Consider the following 17,134-nt stretch of genomic DNA (forward strand, 5'->3'; position numbering starts at 1 on the left):
TACGAAGCAAGCTGCCCCTCTGTGGGAGCGAATTCATTCGCGATGGAGTGTGGCCATGACCCGCGCGCGGGCACGGGGATTCACCCTGCTGGAGATCCTCGTGGTCATCCTCCTGGTGGGGCTGGTGGCGGGGCTCGCCGGGCTGGCCCAGGGTGACAACGGTGGCCAGCAGGCGCGACGCGAGGCCGAGCGGCTGGGTGCACTGATCGCGCTGCTGCGCGAGGACGCTGTGCTCGGCCACAGCCAGTTCGGCCTGCGCATCGACACCGATGGCTACAGCGTGCAACGCCTGGAGGCTGACGGCCGCTGGCGGCCCGCGCCCGGCTACCGCCCGCAGCAACTGGCGCCGTCGCTGCGCCTGCGGTTGCAGCGTGACGAGCATGCCCCGGTGGCCACGGCTGGCGGCCCGCAGTTGCTGGTGCTCTCCAGCGACGAGATCTCCCCCTTCACCCTGCTCCTGGAGCTGCGCGGCAAGCCGCAGCTGACCCTCGCCAGCGACGGCCTGGAGGAGGTGCGCATTGAGGCGCCCTGACGGCTTCACCCTGCTGGAGGTGATGGTGGCCCTGGCCATCTTCGCCACCCTGTCCGTTGCCCTGTACAGCGCCGCCGGGCATATCGCCGGCAACAGCGCCGGGCTCACCGAGCGCAGCCTCGCCCAGTGGCTGGCCGACAACCGCCTCAACGAGCTGCGCGCCGGCATGCGCGCGCCCGAGCCCGGCCTGCGCCAGGAGCGCATCGCCTTCGCCGGTCGCCAGTGGCTGCTGTTCAGCGAGGTCGGCCAGGCCACCAGCGCCGGGTTGCGCCGGGTCACCCTGGAAGTGGCCGAGCCGGGCACGCCGCCCCGGGTCCGCGCCCGCCTCAGCGGCCTGATCGAGGCGGCGCCATGACGCAGCGCGGCTTCACCCTGCTCGAAGTGCTCATCGCCATGGCCCTGTTCAGCCTGCTCGGCCTGGCCAGCTACCAGTTGCTGGAGCGCGTGCTGCACAGCGAGCGGCGCATCCAGCAGCACGAGCGCGAACTGCGCCAGCTGCAACGGGCGCTGGACGTGCTGCAACGCGACCTGTGGCAGGCCATGCCCCACCCGCTCGCCGACGACCCCAGCCGGCGCCAGGCGCTGATCGGCCACGGCCATGAGCTGCGCCTGGTGAGCGGCGGCTGGGCCAACCCGCTGCAGGAGCGCCGCAGCGAGGTGCTGCAGGCCGCCCACCGCTGGGACCAGGGTCGCTGGCTGCGCGACTACCAGGACCTGGACGGGGGCACCCTGCGCAGCCAGCGCCTGCTGGACGGCGTCACCCTGACCCGCCTGCGCTACATCGACGCCAGCGGCCAGGCGCGGGACGCCTGGCCCGCCGCCGATGGGGCGCTGGCCCTGCCGCGTGCGCTGGAGATCGAACTGGACGCCCCCGGTTTCCCGGACATCCGCAGGGTCATCCCGCTGCCCGGCAGCCCGGGGCAACGGCATGAATGAGCACGCCCGGCAACAGGGCGTGGCGCTGATCAGCGTGCTGCTGATCACCGCCCTGGTGACCCTGATCATCAGCGACATGCTCGCCCGCCAGCGCCTGAGCCTGGCCAGCAGCGCCAACCAGCTGCACCAGCAGCAGCTCTGGCAACTGGCCCTGAGCGGCGAGGCCATGGCACGCCAGCGCCTGCACGACGAGCTCGGCGAGCGCGAGGAGCCGCTGCGCGTGCACCTGGGCCAGGGCTGGGCACGCGACCAGGCGCTCGAGCTCGACGGCGGGCTCGTGCGCATCCGCGTGGAAGACCTCGCCGGGCGCTTCGATCTCGACACCCTGCGCAGCAGCGCCGGCCCGGCCCGCGCCCGCTACCAGCGCCTGCTGAAGCTGCTCGACCTGCCCCCCCACGACCCGGCGCGGCTGCCCTCGCGCCCGGGCCACGACGGCAAGCCCCAGCCCCTGGCCGACAGCAGCGAACTGCTGCGCCTGGAGCCCCTGGGCGGCGCCGACCTGCAACGCCTGCGCCCCTTCGTCGCCACCCTGGGCGGCAGCGCCCTCAACCTCAACACCGCCAGCGCCGAGCAACTGGCCGCCCTCGAAGGCCTCGACCCGGGCATCGCCCGCACCCTGGTGCAGGGCCGCCCCGCCCAGGGCTACGCCAGCGTGCAGGCCTTCGTCGAGCTGCCGCTGCTGCACGGCCGCGAATTGAACAGCCGTGGCCTGGCCGTGGACAGCCGCCACTTCCGCGTGCACCTCGCCGCCGAACTGGGCGAACGACGCCTGTATCTGGCCAGCGACCTGCGCCTGGAAGCGGACGGCACCCTCGCCGTGCTGCGCCGGCAGCTGCTGGCCCCCACCCAACCCTGAAGGATCGAACCCGTGCACGCCTGGCTCCACCTCGCTTCCCCCACTGACCCCGACACGGCCACCTGGTGGCTGGAGAACGGCGAGCCCGAACAGGGCGACCTGCACCAGGCCGCCACACGCCTCGCCGGCCTGCGCCTGACCCTGCTGCTGCCGGCCGAGGCGGCCAGCCTGCATCGGGTGCAGGTGCCCTTGCGCAGTGGCCGCTGGCTGCGCCAGGCGCTGGACTCCGCGCTGGAAGAGGTCCTGCTGGAGGAGCTCGACACCCTGCACCTGGCACGCGGCGCCCTGGTCGACCGCCAGTGCCGGGTGATCGCCGTCGACCGGCAATGGCTGCGCGAGCTGCTGGCCCGCCTGGCCGGGTTCGGGCTGGTGCCGGCACGCATCCATGTCGACGCCGACTGCCTGCCGCCGGAGGAGCCCTGCGCCCTGCCCTGCGCCGGCCGCTGGCTGCTCGGCGGCAACCCCGCCCTGTTCGGCGCGCTGCAGGAGGCCCGGCTGGGGGAACTCGCCGCGCTGCTGCCCGACGGCCTGCGGCGCCTGGAGCAGGCGCCCTGGCCGCTGCTGGCGGACGGCTCGCGCCGGGCCATCGACCTGCGCCAGGGCGAGTTCGCCAAGCGGGGCGGCCAGCGTCCCGGCTGGGCGCTGGCAGCGGGGCTGCTGGTGGTCGCCTGCGCCGCGCAAGGGGTCCAGGACCGCCTGCACCGCCACTGGCTGGAACGCGACACCGCAGAGCTCCAGCAGGCCAACCAGGCCGAATGGCGGCAGCGCTTTCCCGGCGAGCCGCTGGTCGATCTCGGCCGCCAATTGCAGGCCCGACAGGCCAGCTCCGGCCGCTCCGCGAAAGGTGTAGGGCAGGAGCTGCACGAACTGGCCGCCACCTGGAGCGCCAGCGGCGGCAGCCTGGCCCAGGTGCGCCAGCTCGACTACCGGGCCGACGAGGGCTGGACGCTGCGGGTGGAGGCCGGCTCCTTCGCCGATATCGAACGCCTGCGCGAAGGGCTGCTCGCCCAGGGGCTGAACGTCCAGGCCGACTCCAGCACGCGCAGCGGCGAAGGCGTCAGCACCCGCCTGCGGATCACCCGATGAAACCGGCCAGCCACGACAGGAGAGCCACCATGACCCCCTTTCCCGCCCTGCAATCACGCTGGCGCCAGTTGCCCGCTCGCGAGCGCCGCGCACTGCTCCTGCTCGCCCTGTTCCTCGGCCCGGTGCTGCTCTGGAGCGCACTGCTGCAGCCCCAGCGCGAGGCGCTGCACCATGCCGAGGAGGACTACCAACGGGCGCTGTTAGAGCAGGTCGGGCTGGCCGCGCTGCCACAGGCCACGCCCCGGCCGACGCTGGCCAGCGACGCCCTGCCCGGCCTGCTGGCGCGCACCAGCGCCGAGTCGCGGCTGGCCATCGAGCGCATGGATCACGAGGGCGGCGGACGCATCGACCTGGGCCTGGAAGGCGCCCTCGACGACCTGCTCGCCTGGCTGCAGGCGCTGGAGCGGGCGGGTGCCGAGGTGAACAGCCTGGCCCTGGAAGTCAGCCCCGAGGGCCGCGCACGCGTGCGCCTGCTGGTGGGGCCTTCCGCCTGACGCGGGCACCCCGGCCCGGGCAGCAGCCAGGGCCCTTGGGGAAGGCCCCTGCAACAGCCGGCGCAGCCAACGCCCCGGGGTCGTCCTGGCCGTGGTGGCACTCGCAGGCGACAGGGGGCAACTGCTAGGCTTCGGCAGTTCGTCGCCGACACCGCCGGCACCCGGAGCGCGTGAGGCGGTCCAACACGACAACCCCAGGTCCAGGAGCCACCCGATGACCGAAGCGGCCCCCACCACCATCAGCGTCACGCGGCGCTTCCGCCAGAGCGCCGAGCAGGTGTTCGACGCCTGGCTCGACCCGGCGATCGCCTCGCGCTTCCTGTTCGCCACGGCGGATGGCGAGATGCGCGTGGTGGACATCGACGCCCGGGTGGCGGGCAGCTACCGCATCATCGAGCGGCGTGGCGGGGAGGACGCCGAGCACCTGGGCGAGTACCTGGAGATCGAGCGGCCGACACGCCTGGTGTTCACCTTCGGCATCGACCGCAACGACCCTTCCCGCGACCGCATCAGCCTCGCCTTCACCCCGCTGGCCGAAGGCTGCGAACTGCTGCTGGAGCACGCGATGCGGCCCGCCTGGGCCCACTACGCCTCCGCCACCCGCGACGGCTGGAACATGATCCTCGGCCACCTGGCCCGCGCCCTCGACACCCCCTGACGCGGCGCCACCTCAGCCGGGGTAGATCACCTCCTCGGCCTCGGTGGGCAGCGGCACCTCCCACTTGAACAGCATCCGCGCGATGTCCTGGTTGCGCAGGCTGCTGTCGCGCCGGGTGTTGCGCCGGCGTATCTCCGCTTCGCTGGCCTCCAGGTACACCAGCTGCACGCGGGCGTCGTAGGCGTAGAGCAGGTCGAGGGTCTTCTTGCGCATCTGCGCCGACAGGTGCGTGGCGTTCCACACGAAGGGCCGGCGCTCGCGCAGCAGCGCCTTGGCCTGGTCGATGGCGAAGTGCGCGGCGGCGCCCTCGTTCTGCCCATGACGCAGGCCCAGCGCCTCGCGCGCGTCGTCGTAGGAGATCACCGGCAGGTCCGGCTTGTGTTTCGCCTGCCAGGAGTTCTTGCCGCTGGCCGGCAGCCCGGACAGGACGATCACCTCGGAGCCCTGGACCTCGCGGTGCAGGGGATAGTCCGGCAGCACCCGCGCCCCCCGGAAATAGCGCACCCGCGTGTGCGCGTCGACGAAAGCCCTGGGCCCGCGCAGGCAGCCCTCTTCCTCGGCCAGTTGCTCGACCAGTTCGATATCGTCCAGCAGCGCCTGCTTGCCGACATAGTCGCGGCCCTGCATGTCGGCCCGCGCCACGGCGCAGAGCATCCACACCGGCAGCTCCCAGGACAGCTTGTGCAGGATGAACTCCGCCGAGCGCCCGCTCTTGTCCCCTGCCAGGGCGAAGAACGGCAGCTGGTGCACGGCGATGATCCGGCAGATGCGCTCGCGCAGGGCGAAGGGCACGCCGGCGCGCCACAGCAGGATGCGCGCGTCGATGGCCCCGCGCCGCGAATGGCCGGGCTGGCCGATCTTGCCGGTGGCCTCGTCTATCACCGTGGTCGCCGGCTTGGCGATGTCGTGCAGCAGGGCGGCGAAGAACAGCACGAAGCGTTCGTCGGCGTCCGCCGTGGCGTAGGCGCCCTGCTCCAGCAGCGCCTCGACCACCATCCTGGTGTGGGTCCAGACATCGCCTTCGGCGTGGTAGACCGGGTCCTGCGGGGTGCAGGCCAACTCGCCCAGCGCCGGGATCAGCGCCAGGCAGGCGTCGAAGTCCGCCGCGCTGCCGGGGGCGGGCACCAGGGCCCGCAGTCGTTCCATGTTCATTCGTGTCGTCCTTGTGTGGCAGCCAGGTCGGCCCAGGTCACCACCGGCTCGGGGGCGTAGAGATCGACGCCCGGAGCCAGCAGGTTGGGGATGAACGGCTGCTGGGAATGGTGGATGCCGGAATCGAGGATGGCCTGGACGAAGTCCGGGCGTACCCACTTGACCCGGCCCAGGGTGTGTTCGGGGCTCTCGATCTTCAGGTACAGCCCTTCCATCAGCTCGGAGCGATCGCTGTTGGCCTGGGCGCGGGCCAGGTCCAGCCCCTCGCGCCGCACGGTGTCGACGAACGCGTCGCGCCAGCCGGCGGAGCGCGCCAGGGAAGGCCGCACCAGCTTCAGCAGGTCCGCCAGGCGAGGCGGCGGCGGGCCCTCGTGGAGCACCGGCACCGACAGCACCGGGCTGCCGGCCAGCAACGCGCGCCGCGCCCGGGTGGAGAGGAAGGCCCGCTGCTGGCGGTCCCAGATGTCGAACTCGAGGAACAGGTGCGGCAGCCGGTCGTAGAACACCGAATGCAGCTTGCTGCACACCTCGCCGAACAGCACGTAGCGGTCCTCCAGCCGCTCCAGCAGCCGGTGCTCGTGGGCCCGGGCCCACTGCTTGAACTGGCTGAACTGGCGCTCGCGGCCGCCGCCGATCAGGTAGTGGCCGCGGGACTGCAGCAGCAGCTCGCCGCCGGCCGAGAAGCTGATGGCGGCGTTGGCGCCGTCGAGCTTCTCTTCCACCACCAGGTGGCAGCCGGCGAGCTCGCGGTAGGCCAGTTGGTCGGCGTCGCTGTCACCGATCTGCAGGCGCGAGGATTCGAGGTGCGGGGTCCTCGGGTATTTGAACAGCTCGAGATTGTGCGCATGGGCGCAGGAATGATCCGTCATGGTCTTCTCCTGTGAAAAAGGGAAAACCGACGACGTGCATCGCGGGGAATCAGTGGAAGCCACCCAGGGGCGGCCAGCAACAGGGCTCGATGAACCGTCGTCGGTGTCAGGCGTGTTGGCTGGCGCGGGGCATTGGCTTCACCACTTGGATGGAGGGGTGGATCGGAAAGGCGCGCATTGAAAACCCGCCGTACGCGCGCTGTCAAGAAGGCCGTGCGAAGTGCGTCGCAGGGCGCTTGCCCGGCGCTTCGACAGCTGGCACTCTGCCGCCACCCCACTGCCCCAGGAATGCATGCCCATGGACCGGATCGAGGCCGCCCTCACCACCCTCAAATCCCTGCTGCTCGGCGACGAGACCATCATCCAGAGCTCGCACCAGCTGCGCCTGAAGGCCTTGAAGCACCGCCGGGAGATCGTGGTCGCCACCAACATGCGCCTGGTGATCTTCATCCGCCGCACGTTCGGCGGCTACCGCATGCACGACATCCGCTGGCAGGACCTGCAGGACGCCGCCATCGACGAGAACCTGCTGCCGGGCCTGTTCGGCGCCGTGCTGAGCCTGCGCCTGTACAACGGCACCCTGGTGCGCATCGACGGCCTGGAGCCGGTGAGCGCCCGCGCCCTGTACGTCTACTGCCAGCAGCAGGAACAGGAATGGCGGGAGAAGAACCGCGTCCGCGGCATGGAGGAGCGCTCGGGGCTCGGCTTCATCGGCCTTCCGGGTAGCACGGGCGGCCCGGCTGCCCCGGGGGCTGCGGCCATCCCGGGCGCCGCGATGCCGGGAACCCCGGCCTTCGACGCGCTCTTTTCCGCGGCCTTCTCCGGCGCGACGCCCGGCACGGTGAGCCGCACGACCGTAGGCTCACCGCGCACCACCGTCGAGACCACAGTGGATGAAGGCGACTCCTTCTCCTTCCAGGGCAAGGGGGATCTCGGCGCACTGGCCGGCATGGCCAAGCTGATGAATCCGGCGACCGCCTCCGCCAGCGCCGACAAGCTGGCCAAGGGCATGGCCGAGGCGAAGAAGCAGTTCGACGCGGGCAAGCTTTCTGCCGCCGAGTACGAAAGCGCGAAAGCCAAGGTCCTCAGCAGCCTGTAACCAACCGCCCCGCGCCGGCCGGCAAACAACCTGAACTCCCCGCCAACCCCGGCGCTCTCTTGATCAATGGCCAGGCCCACGGCCTGCAACAACAAGATCAAGGGAGCCTGCGATGAACTCGACCACCCTGCCCGCCGATGCCGCCCGGGAACGCGCGGCCACAGGCGATGACCCGCGCTGCTACGAGACCGACCTGCCCGCGCGCCTGGACCGCCTGCCCTGGGGCCGCTTCCACACGCTGCTGGTGATGGCGCTGGGCATCACCTGGCTGCTCGACGGCCTGGAGGTGACCCTCGCCGGCTCCGTGGCTGGCGCGCTCAAGGACAGCCCGGCGCTGCACCTGACCAATGCCGAGGTGGGCCTGGCCGGCGGCATGTACATCGCCGGCGCGGTGCTCGGCGCACTGTTCTTCGGCTGGCTCACCGACCGCATCGGCCGGCGCAAGATGTTCTTCCTCACCCTGGCCGTGTACATCAGCGCCACCGCCGCCACCGCCTTCGCCTGGAACATGTGGAGCTTCATGCTGTTCCGCTTCCTCACCGGGGCCGGCATCGGCGGCGAGTACTCGGCCATCAATTCGACCATCCAGGAGTTCACCCCGGCGCGCTTCCGGGGCTGGGTGGACCTGGGCATCAACGGCACCTTCTGGGTCGGCGCGGCCCTGGGCGCGGTGGGCTCGGTCATCCTGCTGGACCCGGACATCCTCGGCGGCGACATGGGCTGGCGGCTGTGCTTCGGCATCGGCGCGGCGCTGGGCCTGGTGATCCTGCTGATGCGCCTGTGGCTGCCGGAAAGCCCGCGCTGGCTGATGATCCACAACCGGCCGCAGGAGGCCCTGGCGATCATCGACGACATCGAGGCGCGCTTCCGCCGCGAGGGCCACGCGCTTTCCAGCGTCGATCACTTGCCGAAGATGCGCCTGCGCGGCCGCGACCACACGCCCCTGAGCGAGGTGTTCCATACGCTGTTCAACGTGCACCGGCGCCGCGCCATCGTGGGCCTGAGCCTGCTCACCAGCCAGGCGTTCTTCTACAACGCCATCTTCTTCACCTACGCCCTGGTGCTGACCGATTTCTACGACGTGCCCAGCGAGAACGTGGGCTGGTACATCCTGCCCTTCGCCCTCGGCAACTTCTGCGGGCCGCTGCTGCTCGGCCGGCTGTTCGACCACGTGGGGCGGCGGGTGATGATCAGCGGCACCTACGTCATCTCCGGCGTGCTGCTGACGCTCAGCGGCTACCTGTTCCAGCAGGAGATGCTCGACGCCACCCAGCAGACCATCGCCTGGATGGTGATCTTCTTCTTCGCCTCGGCGGCGGCAAGCTCGGCCTACCTGACGGTGGCGGAGACCTTCCCGCTGGAGATCCGCGCCCTGGCCATCGCCGTGTTCTATGCCTTCGGCACCGGCCTGGGCGGCATCATCGGCCCGCTGCTGTTCGGCCAGCTGATCGAGAGCGCGGAACGCAGCAACGTGTTCATCGGCTACCTGATCGGCGCCGCCCTGATGATCGGCGCCGGCCTGGTGCAGGCCTTCTGGGGCGTGGCGGCGGAACGCCAGCCGCTGGAAAGCGTGGCGGCGCCCCTGTCGCAGGTGGACGCCGAGCCGCGCACGGCCTGATCAGCGCTCCAGGCCCAGGCGCTGGTGCCACTGGGCGATGGATTCCTGCGGGTAGAGATCGAAGCGCTGGTCCCTGGCGCCGGCCTCAACCTCCACCCAGTCGGCTTTCGAGCCGAGCATCAGGTGGGTGTGCTCCGGCGGCAACGGCAAGGGCGTGTCGATGGCCGAGGCGAAGGGATGGATCAACTCCGGCCACTGTGGGCTGAACAGCCACAGCCCGGAGCCGCACAGCGTGCAGAAATGTCGCTCGGCGGTGCTGGCGTGAGCCCGTGCGTCGCCCTCTTCCTTGAGCCGCGCGTGATAGACGCCGATGTGCTTGCGCCCGGTGACCCTGAGGCTCTTCGCGTCAGCGGACAGGTTGATGGCATAGCCGCCCCCGCCCTGGGTCTTGCGGCAGATGGAGCAATAGCAGCGCTGGTAGGGATAGGGATGGGCGCTGTCGAGGCTGAAGGCCACGGCTTGGCAGTGGCAGGAACCTTCCAGGTGCATGACGACCTCCCGGGTCGAATGGGTTCAGGGCATCTGGACAGGCCTATCGCGGTTTTGCACGGGGCAGTTCGTCGGGTGAGCCGTCGGGTTGCACCCGACCTGCAGCGGCTACGTAGCCTGTAGGGGCGACTTCAGTCGCCAAGGAGCGCGCAGCGCTCCTGGCCAGGCACAACGCCGATCGTAGGAGCGAATTCATTCGCGAAATGGTGAAGCGTAGCGAGACCCACCCTCACAGCCCGGGCGCACCGCCATTGGTGGATGAAAGAAGCGCCATCCACCCTACGCCCCGGTTGGCGCGGTGGCTCGGGACTGGGCTCATGTGTAGGGTGGACCACGCTTCACCGGTCCACCTTGCGTGCTTCCCGGCAGCACCGCCTGGTGGATGAAAAGAGCGTCTTCCACCCTACGCCCGGCATGACTCCGTGCTGGGGCTATCGGGTTACACCCGACCTACAACAGCCACATTGCCAGCAGCAGGGCGAGTACGCAGACCAGCAGCCCGACGGCAGAGACCCAGGCGGATTCGGACATGTCATCCAGGAAGCGCCCCCGTGGGTAGCGGCCGAGCGTGAAGGCTTTCACGAAAGGCCAACCCATCCAGAACAGCACCCCCTCCACCAGCACTTCGAGGACTGCACGGAGAAGCCAGCCGATAACCCGTATCACCCCACCCAAAATCTCGTCCATGCCTTACTCGCACGCCCCGCGCTGGAAGAAGAAGTAGCCCATGTAGCGCAACACCATTTCCCGTTCGCCGATGGAGACGATGCTGTAGTTGCCCATGCCCTCGGTGCTGATGGTGTCGCCCTCTACGCGATAGGCACCGCTCTGGGTGAAGCCGCCCATGCTGTAGTCGAGGGTGCCCTCGCGTGTGAAGTCGTAGGTGGAGTTGTCGGGTTCGCGTTCGCCATCCTGGGTCGGGGCCAGGCCCTTGAGGCACCAGGGGCCGTAGAGGTCGTCGAGTCGGTAATCGGCGGCGCTGGCGTTGGCGGCGAGCAGCAGCGTGGCGAGCAGCAGGGCGAGCGATGCGGGCTTCATGGTCAATCCCCGGTTGGCAGGAGTGTGGGGAGTCCGGTGGCCTGCATGATCACGGGGAGCAGCGTCGGCCAGGCGAGCTTGAGCAGTTGCGGGAGGAGCACGATGAAGAAAGCCAGGCCGGCGAGCAGGCGCAGGCCCTGGCAATCGGCGTTGCGGTAGAAGGCCCTGGCCACGCGTGCCAGGTAATGCAGGGCGACCAGTATCGGCCCGTAGAACATCGCCAGCAGGCCCAACATGCGCAGGTCGAACGTCGGGTCCGGGTCGCCCTGGCGCAGGCTTTCCTGGCCCGGGTCGAGCAGCAGCCCGAACAACAGGGTGCGTATGCCGATCAGCAGCAGCGCGCAGGTGATCAGGTTGCCCGGCAGCGAGGCCCTGGCCGGCTCGATCACCAGCGCACGCACCAGGCCGGCGGTGCCGGCCCAGGCGCCCAGCAGCAGAAACGCCGAGAGCAGGTGCCCCTGCCAGGGCAACAGCAGGGAGAGCAGCGCCAGCGGCAGGGCCGTGAGCACCCCGAACACCAGGTAGCAGAACGTGCGCAACGCAACGAGGACGGAGCATCGGGAAGCACTCATGGCCGGCACCGACGGCTGGCCGGGAGGGGCGTGTGTGGCATGCGTACGTCCTTGTACCGGGCGGGGCTATTCGCCGATGTCTTCGTTCCAGAGTTCCGGGCGGGCCTCGATGAAGTCCTCCATCAGGGCGATACAGGTTTCGTCCTGCAGCACCTCGACCTCGACGCCGCGGGAGCGCAGCAGTTCTTCCTCGCCGAGGAAGGTGCGGTTCTCGCCGACGATGATGCGCGGGATGCCGTAGAGGAGGATCGCGCCGCTGCACATGGAGCACGGCGACAGCGTGGTGTAGAGCACCGACTCGCGGTAGACGCTGGCGGGTTGGCGGCCGGCGTTCTCGAAGGCGTCCATCTCGCCATGGCGGATGGCGCTGCCTTCCTGGACCCGGCGGTTGTGGCCGCGACCGATGATGCGGCCCTTGTGGACGATGACCGAACCGATGGGGATGCCGCCCTCGGCAAGCCCCTGGCGGGCTTCGTCGATGGCGGCCTGCATGAATGCGTCCATGGTGATGCTCCTTGCGCGATTGCGGCGATGGAGCGAACGCTACGAGATGGCCGGCGGGCTGTCCACTGGCGCGTGACGGGATGTGGCGAGGCCGGGTGCGCCGTGCCGGAATCGGCACGGCGTGCGGGCATCAGCGCTCGCGCAGGGCCTCGGCGCGGGCGCGGATGATGGGCTTGAGCAGGTAGCTGAGGATGCTCTTCTTGCCGGTCATGATGTCCACCGAGGCGACCATGCCGGGGATGATCAGCAACGGTTTATCGTCGCTGCCCAGGTGGCTTTTGCGGGTGCGCAGCTTGATCAGGTAGAAGCTGTTGCCGTCCTCGTCGGTGATGGTGTCCGCGCCGATCTGCTCCAGGTCGGCCTGCAGGCCGCCGTAGATGGTGTAGTCGTAGGCGGTGAACTTGACCATGGCCTTCTGCCCGGGGTGGAGGAAGGCGATGTCCTGGGGCCGGATGCGCGCCTCCACCAGCAGGGTGTCGTCCAGCGGCACGATTTCCACCAGGTCGCTGCCCGGCTGGATCACCCCGCCGATGGTGTTGACCAGCAGTTGCTTGACGATGCCGCGCACCGGGGAGGTGACCAGGGTGCGGTTGACCCGGTCCTCCAGTGCCTTGCCGGTGGCCTCGGCCTTGCTCAGGTCGGTGCGTGCCTCGTTGAGCTGGGTGAGCGCCTCGCTGCGGAAGCGCGAGCGGGTCTCGGCGATCTTCTGCTCCACTTCCTTGATCGCCGACTCGGCGCGGGGAATGGCCAGGTTGGTGGCTTCGAGCTGGCCACGGTTCTCCACCTCGGCGCGACGCAGGCGCAGCACTTCGACCTTGGAGATCGCGCCGTCGGCCACCAGGGGTTCGGAGATGGCGATCTCCTGGCGCAGCAGCTCCAGGCTGTTGCGGTACTGGCCCTGCTTGGAGGCGAACTCGCGCAGTTCCTGCTGCTTCTGTACCAGTTGTTCCTCGAGGCCGGCGACCTCGTCGCGCAGCTGTTGCTGGCGGCTGCGGAACAGCGCTTCCTCGCTCTGCGCCTGGCCGGGGGCCTTGGCGCGCAGGGTGTCGTCGATGGCCAGCTCGCGGCCCTCCACTTCGGCGCTCAGGCGCTCGACGCGCAGGGCCATGGCGACGCGGTCGGCATCGGTCTCGCCGACGTTGGACTGGAAGCGCGTGGCGTCCAGGCGCAACAGCGGGTCACCCACTTCGACCACCTGCCCTTCGTGCACGAACATCTCGGAGACGATGCCGCCTTCGAGGTTGGAGATCTTCTGCAGCTTGGACGAGGGAATGGCCTTGCCTTCGCCCCGGGTGACTTCGTCGATCTCGGCGAAGTGGGCCCAGAAGCCGAGGAACAGGGTGAAGCCGATCAGCGTCCAGATGGTCAGGCGCACCACGCGGGGCGCGTCTTCGACCAGCGCCTTGCTGACTTCCGGCAGGGGCTGGCCGGACAGGTCTTCGCGCCCCTTGAAATAGTCCAGCAGCGAGTGGAGCGGAGACTTACGCGACACTGATCTGCCCCTTCTTCAGCGCTTCCATCACGGCATCCTTCGGGCCGTCGGCGATGATCTGTCCCTTGTCGACGATCAGCAGGCGGTCCACCAGCGAAAGCATGGAGGCACGGTGGGTGACCAGCAGCACGGTCTTGTTGGCGATCACCGCGTTGAGGCGCTGCTTGAGGCGTTCCTCGCCGGTGTTGTCCATGGAGCTGGTGGGCTCGTCCAGCAACAGGATGGGCGGGTCGAGCAGCAGTGCGCGGGCCAGGGCGACGTTCTGCCGCTGGCCGCCGGACAGGTTCTGCCCGCGCTCGCCGACCTGCAGTTCGTAGCCCTGCGGGTGCAGGCGCACGAATTCGTGGACGCCGGACAGCTCGGCCGCCTGCAGCACCAGTTCGTCCTCGACGTAGCGGGCGCCGGAAACCAGGTTGTCGCGCAGGGTGCCGGCCAGCAGCTGGATGTCCTGGGGCACGTAGCCGATGTTGTGGCGCAGGTCGCTGACATCGAGCTGGCGCACGTCGACGCCGTCGATCAGCAGGCTGCCGGAATCGGGCTGGTAGAGGCCGACGATGAGCTTGGCCAGGGAGCTCTTGCCCGAGCCGCTGCGGCCGACGATGCCGATCTTCTCGCCGGGGCGGACGATCAGGTTGATGTTGCTGAGCGCCGGGGCCTGCTGGTTCGGGTAGGTGAATTCGAGCTGGCGCATCTCGATGGCGCCCTGCAGGGTCTGGCGCGTCAGCGGACGCTCGTCCTCGTGGCGTTCCTGCGGCAGTTCCATCATGTGGTTGACCGAGTGCATGGTCAGGCGCGCCTGCTGGTAGCGCGTGATCAGCCCGGAAAGCTGGGTCATCGGACCGAGGGCGCGGCCGTTGAGCATGTAGCAGGCGATCAGGCCGCCCATGCTGAGGTCGCCGGCGATGATCAGGTAGACGCCGGCGACGATCATCACCACACCGGCCAGCTGCTGGATCAGCAGGGTGATGTTGAGCGACAGGCTGGACAGCATCTTCACCCGCAACTCGAGGCGGCCGAGGGTGCCGATGGTCTGCTCCCAGAGGTACTGGCGTTCGCTTTCGGCGTTGTTGACCTTGACCGCGTCGAGGCCGGCCAGGGTCTCGATCAGGCTGGACTGGCGCTCGGCGGAGAGCGCCATGGTGCGGTCCATGGTCTCCACCAGGGGCTTCTGCAGCAGCCAGCCGATGGTCAGCGCGAGGGCGAAGGCGACCACGGGGATCCACACCAGGTGGCCGCCGAGGATGCCGATCACCAGGAGGATCAGCAGGGTGAACGGCAGGTCGATCACGCTGGTCATGGTCAGCGAGGCGAGGAAGTCCCGCAGCGACTGGAACTCGTGGATGTTCTGGGCAAAGCTGCCGACCCGCGCGGGACGGTGCTTCATGGCCATGCCGACGATGCGCTCGAACAGGGTGGCCGAGATGATCATGTCGGTCTTCTTGCCGGCGAGATCGAGGCACAGCCCGCGCATGGTCTTGAGCAGCAGGTCGAACAGGTAGGCACCGGAGATGCCGATGGCCAGCACCCAGAGGGTGGCGGCGGCCTGGTTGGGCACCACGCGGTCGTAGACGTTCATGACGAACAACGGCGCACCGAGGCCGATCAGGTTGATCAGCAGGCTGGCGGCCACGGCATCTATATAGAGCCAGCGCGAACGCTTGAGGGTGTCGCGGAACCAGTGGCGCGCCCGGGGTATCAGGCTGCCGTGGTTGATGTCGAACTTGTGCTGCGGCTGGGCGAAGAAGGACTGGCCGGCATAGTCCTGGGCCAGCAGCTCGCGCTTGACCCGCACTTCGCCGCCATCGCTTTCGCTGAGCAGCAGGCGCGCGTCGCCGTTCTCCTCCCAGGCCAGCAACAGGGCGCAGCGCCCTTCCTTGAGCAGCAGCAGCGCCGGCAGCGCGATCGCCGGGATCTGTTCCAGCTTGCGTTGCAGCAGGCGCCCCTGCAGGCCCGCCCGGGCCGCCGCACGGGGCAGCAACTCGGGGGTCAGGCGTTGGCCGGGCAGCGGCAGCCCGGCAGTGAGCATGGCCCGGCTGGCCGGCCGCTGGTGTTGCAGGCAGAGGGAAAGCAGGCTGTCCAGGAGTGGATCATCTAGCTGACCGCGTGGATCGTTGTTGAAGGGGGCTCGGCTGACTTCTGGATCCACGCTTGGACACTCTTTCTCTTCAGGGACGGGTGAAGTCTCAGTTCAGGCCCGGCAGGGTCGCCTCGGGCTTGAGTTCGGACTGGACGACGGAAGCCATCGGCGCGACGACGCCCTGGCTCTTGAGCAGCTCGCCAATGGTCGCCTTGATCCGGTACTGAGTAAACAGTTCGAGGTGGCGAATTTCCACCAGACGGCGGGAGGCGGTGAACAGTTCGTTCTCGCTGTCCAGCAGGTCCAGCAGGGTGCGTTCGCCGATGCTGAACTGCTTCTGGTAGGACTCGCGCACACGGGTACTGTAGTCGACGTATTGCTGGGCGATCGGGATTTGTTCACGGGCGTTGGCCAGGGCGTTCATGGACAGCCCGAGGTCTTCGTTGAGCACGCGCAGGGCGTTGTTACGGATGTCCAGGGCCTGGTTGATCTGGTAGGCCTTGGATTCCAGGTCGGCCTTGTTGCTGCCGCCGGCGAACAGGTTGTAGCGCATGCGCAGCATGGCCTGCCATTCGTTGACGTGGCCGTCCTGGCCGTCCAGGTCGTTGTCGGCGCCACGGGACAGCTCGGCGTCGAAACGCGGGTAGAAGAAGGACTTGGCCGCGTCGTACTGCTTCTCGGCAGCCGCCACGTCGGACTCGGCGGAACGCAGGATCGGGCTGTTGGCCAGCAGGGTCTGGCGGGCTTCGGCGATGTCGGCGGGGAGTTGGCCGGCGAGGCCAGCCGGCTCGCTCAGGTCGACCGGATCGATGCCGACTACGCTGTAGAAGTTGGTGCGGGCGTCGGCCAGGTTGGTCTGCTCGGTGATCAGGTTGTTGCGGGCCTGGGCCAGGCGCGCTTCGGCCTGGTCCTGGTCGGCCAGGCGACCGACGCCACGGCTGCTGCGCAGGCTGATCTGGTCATAGATGCGCTGGTGGCTCTTCAGGTTGGCTTCGGCGAGACGGACCATCTCCTCGCGCTGCAGCACATCGATGTAGACCTGCGCGACGTCCAGCGCGGTTCTTTCCGACGTACCGAGCAGCGAGTAGGCACGGGAATTGACTGTGGCTTGCTGGCGGGCGACCTCGTTGGAGGTGGCGAAGCCGTCGAAGACCATCTGTTGCAGGCGCAGCGACGATTCGCCACGGGTCATGGTCTTCCAGTGGTCGCCCTGGCCGCGGGTGGTGGTGTTGTCCGAGCCTTCACGACCATAGCCGCCCAGCAGGTCGACCCTGGGCAGGTAACCGCCCTTGGCGGCCTTCAACTGGTAGTCGGCGGACATGCGGCTGTTGATTCCGGCCTGGACTTCGGGATGGACATCCAATGCGCGCTGCATGGCTTCGGAAAGCGTCTGGGCATGAACAGGGAGACTTGCAGCAAGGGCGAAAGGCACGACACAAGCAAAACGCAGACGCATGGGTTGGCATCCTTATCAGAGTGTTGAAGACAGTATTTGGAAGGCCGAAATCACCGTCATGAAATTGGCATCAACCTCGCTCGGACGGAGCAGAAAACCGTGATCCAAGTCTCATTGAAAAAATCCGGACGGCCATCGAATATCAAAGTGACATTACGAAAACGATTGTTTAGGATGGATGCCAATTGGTCAATACATTGGCATAA

19 protein-coding genes are annotated in these 17,134 nt (G+C 68.7%); 9 read left to right on the forward strand and 10 right to left on the reverse strand.

Annotation, left to right across the window (positions count from 1 at the left end):
* The first annotated feature begins 55 nt into the window (after positions 1-55).
* The 7 genes from gspH to PHLH3_RS18085 all read left to right on the forward strand — a co-directional run bounded on the left by gspH (position 56) and on the right by PHLH3_RS18085 (position 4,562).
* Positions 56-532, forward strand: a complete 477-nt coding sequence (gene gspH / locus PHLH3_RS18055; RefSeq protein ID WP_213625226.1) for a type II secretion system minor pseudopilin GspH — start codon at positions 56-58, stop codon at positions 530-532.
* Positions 519-887 (forward strand): type II secretion system minor pseudopilin GspI, encoded by a 369-nt coding sequence (gene gspI / locus PHLH3_RS18060; protein WP_173177401.1) that lies wholly within the window; start codon positions 519-521, stop codon positions 885-887. Before gspH ends, gspI begins: the two co-directional genes overlap by 14 nt.
* Complete coding sequence (gspJ, locus tag PHLH3_RS18065; protein ID WP_213625227.1) at positions 884-1,468, forward strand: type II secretion system minor pseudopilin GspJ; 585 nt, start codon at positions 884-886, stop codon at positions 1,466-1,468. The genes gspI and gspJ overlap by 4 nt, the downstream gene beginning before the upstream one ends.
* Positions 1,461-2,324, forward strand: a complete 864-nt coding sequence (gene gspK / locus PHLH3_RS18070; RefSeq protein WP_213625228.1) for a type II secretion system minor pseudopilin GspK — start codon at positions 1,461-1,463, stop codon at positions 2,322-2,324. The genes gspJ and gspK overlap by 8 nt, the downstream gene beginning before the upstream one ends.
* Positions 2,325-2,336: 12 nt before the next feature.
* Entirely contained in the window at positions 2,337-3,410 is a 1,074-nt protein-coding gene (gspL, locus tag PHLH3_RS18075) for a type II secretion system protein GspL (RefSeq protein ID WP_213625229.1), read from the forward strand.
* 29 nt (positions 3,411-3,439) lie between these two features.
* Complete coding sequence (gene gspM, locus PHLH3_RS18080; RefSeq protein WP_213625230.1) at positions 3,440-3,904, forward strand: type II secretion system protein GspM; 465 nt, start codon at positions 3,440-3,442, stop codon at positions 3,902-3,904.
* A gap of 214 nt (positions 3,905-4,118) precedes the next feature.
* On the forward strand, positions 4,119-4,562 hold the full coding sequence (locus tag PHLH3_RS18085) for an SRPBCC domain-containing protein (protein WP_213625231.1): 444 nt from the start codon (positions 4,119-4,121) through the stop codon (positions 4,560-4,562).
* 12 nt (positions 4,563-4,574) lie between these two features.
* Here PHLH3_RS18085 and PHLH3_RS18090 read toward each other — a convergent pair whose 3' ends face one another.
* Both PHLH3_RS18090 and PHLH3_RS18095 read right to left on the reverse strand, forming a co-directional pair.
* Positions 4,575-5,714: an AAA family ATPase gene (locus PHLH3_RS18090; RefSeq protein ID WP_213625232.1), complete on the reverse strand. Its 1,140-nt coding sequence runs from the start codon at positions 5,712-5,714 to the stop codon at positions 4,575-4,577.
* Complete coding sequence (locus tag PHLH3_RS18095; protein ID WP_213625233.1) at positions 5,711-6,583, reverse strand: RNA ligase family protein; 873 nt, start codon at positions 6,581-6,583, stop codon at positions 5,711-5,713. Before PHLH3_RS18095 ends, PHLH3_RS18090 begins: the two co-directional genes overlap by 4 nt.
* A gap of 298 nt (positions 6,584-6,881) precedes the next feature.
* Between PHLH3_RS18095 and PHLH3_RS18100 the strand changes: the two genes are divergently transcribed.
* Both PHLH3_RS18100 and PHLH3_RS18105 read left to right on the forward strand, forming a co-directional pair.
* Positions 6,882-7,682 carry a PH domain-containing protein gene (locus tag PHLH3_RS18100; protein ID WP_213625234.1) on the forward strand — a complete coding sequence of 267 codons (801 nt, stop codon included), beginning with the start codon at positions 6,882-6,884 and terminating at the stop codon, positions 7,680-7,682.
* 112 nt (positions 7,683-7,794) lie between these two features.
* Positions 7,795-9,300 (forward strand): MFS transporter, encoded by a 1,506-nt coding sequence (locus PHLH3_RS18105; RefSeq protein ID WP_173177429.1) that lies wholly within the window; start codon positions 7,795-7,797, stop codon positions 9,298-9,300.
* On the opposite strand, the gene PHLH3_RS18110 is transcribed toward PHLH3_RS18105, so the two are convergent.
* The 8 genes from PHLH3_RS18110 to PHLH3_RS18145 all read right to left on the reverse strand — a co-directional run bounded on the left by PHLH3_RS18110 (position 9,301) and on the right by PHLH3_RS18145 (position 16,928).
* Entirely contained in the window at positions 9,301-9,789 is a 489-nt protein-coding gene (locus tag PHLH3_RS18110; RefSeq protein WP_213625235.1) for a GFA family protein, read from the reverse strand. It abuts the gene before it with no gap.
* Positions 9,790-10,239: 450 nt separating this feature from the next.
* Positions 10,240-10,476 carry a hypothetical protein gene (locus tag PHLH3_RS18115; protein ID WP_213625236.1) on the reverse strand — a complete coding sequence of 79 codons (237 nt, stop codon included), beginning with the start codon at positions 10,474-10,476 and terminating at the stop codon, positions 10,240-10,242.
* A 3-nt stretch (positions 10,477-10,479) separates the two neighbouring features.
* Positions 10,480-10,827, reverse strand: a complete 348-nt coding sequence (locus tag PHLH3_RS18120) for a hypothetical protein (RefSeq protein ID WP_213625237.1) — start codon at positions 10,825-10,827, stop codon at positions 10,480-10,482.
* Positions 10,828-10,829: 2 nt separating this feature from the next.
* Positions 10,830-11,399, reverse strand: coding sequence for a hypothetical protein (locus PHLH3_RS18125; RefSeq protein WP_213625238.1), 570 nt, complete (start codon positions 11,397-11,399; stop codon positions 10,830-10,832).
* A gap of 66 nt (positions 11,400-11,465) precedes the next feature.
* On the reverse strand, positions 11,466-11,903 hold the full coding sequence (locus PHLH3_RS18130; RefSeq protein ID WP_213625239.1) for a nucleoside deaminase: 438 nt from the start codon (positions 11,901-11,903) through the stop codon (positions 11,466-11,468).
* 130 nt (positions 11,904-12,033) lie between these two features.
* Positions 12,034-13,395 (reverse strand): HlyD family type I secretion periplasmic adaptor subunit, encoded by a 1,362-nt coding sequence (locus PHLH3_RS18135; protein ID WP_173177440.1) that lies wholly within the window; start codon positions 13,393-13,395, stop codon positions 12,034-12,036.
* On the reverse strand, positions 13,385-15,541 hold the full coding sequence (locus tag PHLH3_RS18140; protein ID WP_173177442.1) for a type I secretion system permease/ATPase: 2,157 nt from the start codon (positions 15,539-15,541) through the stop codon (positions 13,385-13,387). Before PHLH3_RS18140 ends, PHLH3_RS18135 begins: the two co-directional genes overlap by 11 nt.
* A 37-nt stretch (positions 15,542-15,578) precedes the next feature.
* Complete coding sequence (locus tag PHLH3_RS18145; protein ID WP_213625240.1) at positions 15,579-16,928, reverse strand: TolC family outer membrane protein; 1,350 nt, start codon at positions 16,926-16,928, stop codon at positions 15,579-15,581.
* Between the last annotated feature and the right edge of the window lie 206 nt (positions 16,929-17,134).

Origin of the sequence: Pseudomonas sp. Pc102 (assembly GCF_018408275.1) — a bacterium.
Classification (GTDB): Bacteria; Pseudomonadota; Gammaproteobacteria; order Pseudomonadales; family Pseudomonadaceae; genus Metapseudomonas; species Metapseudomonas tohonis.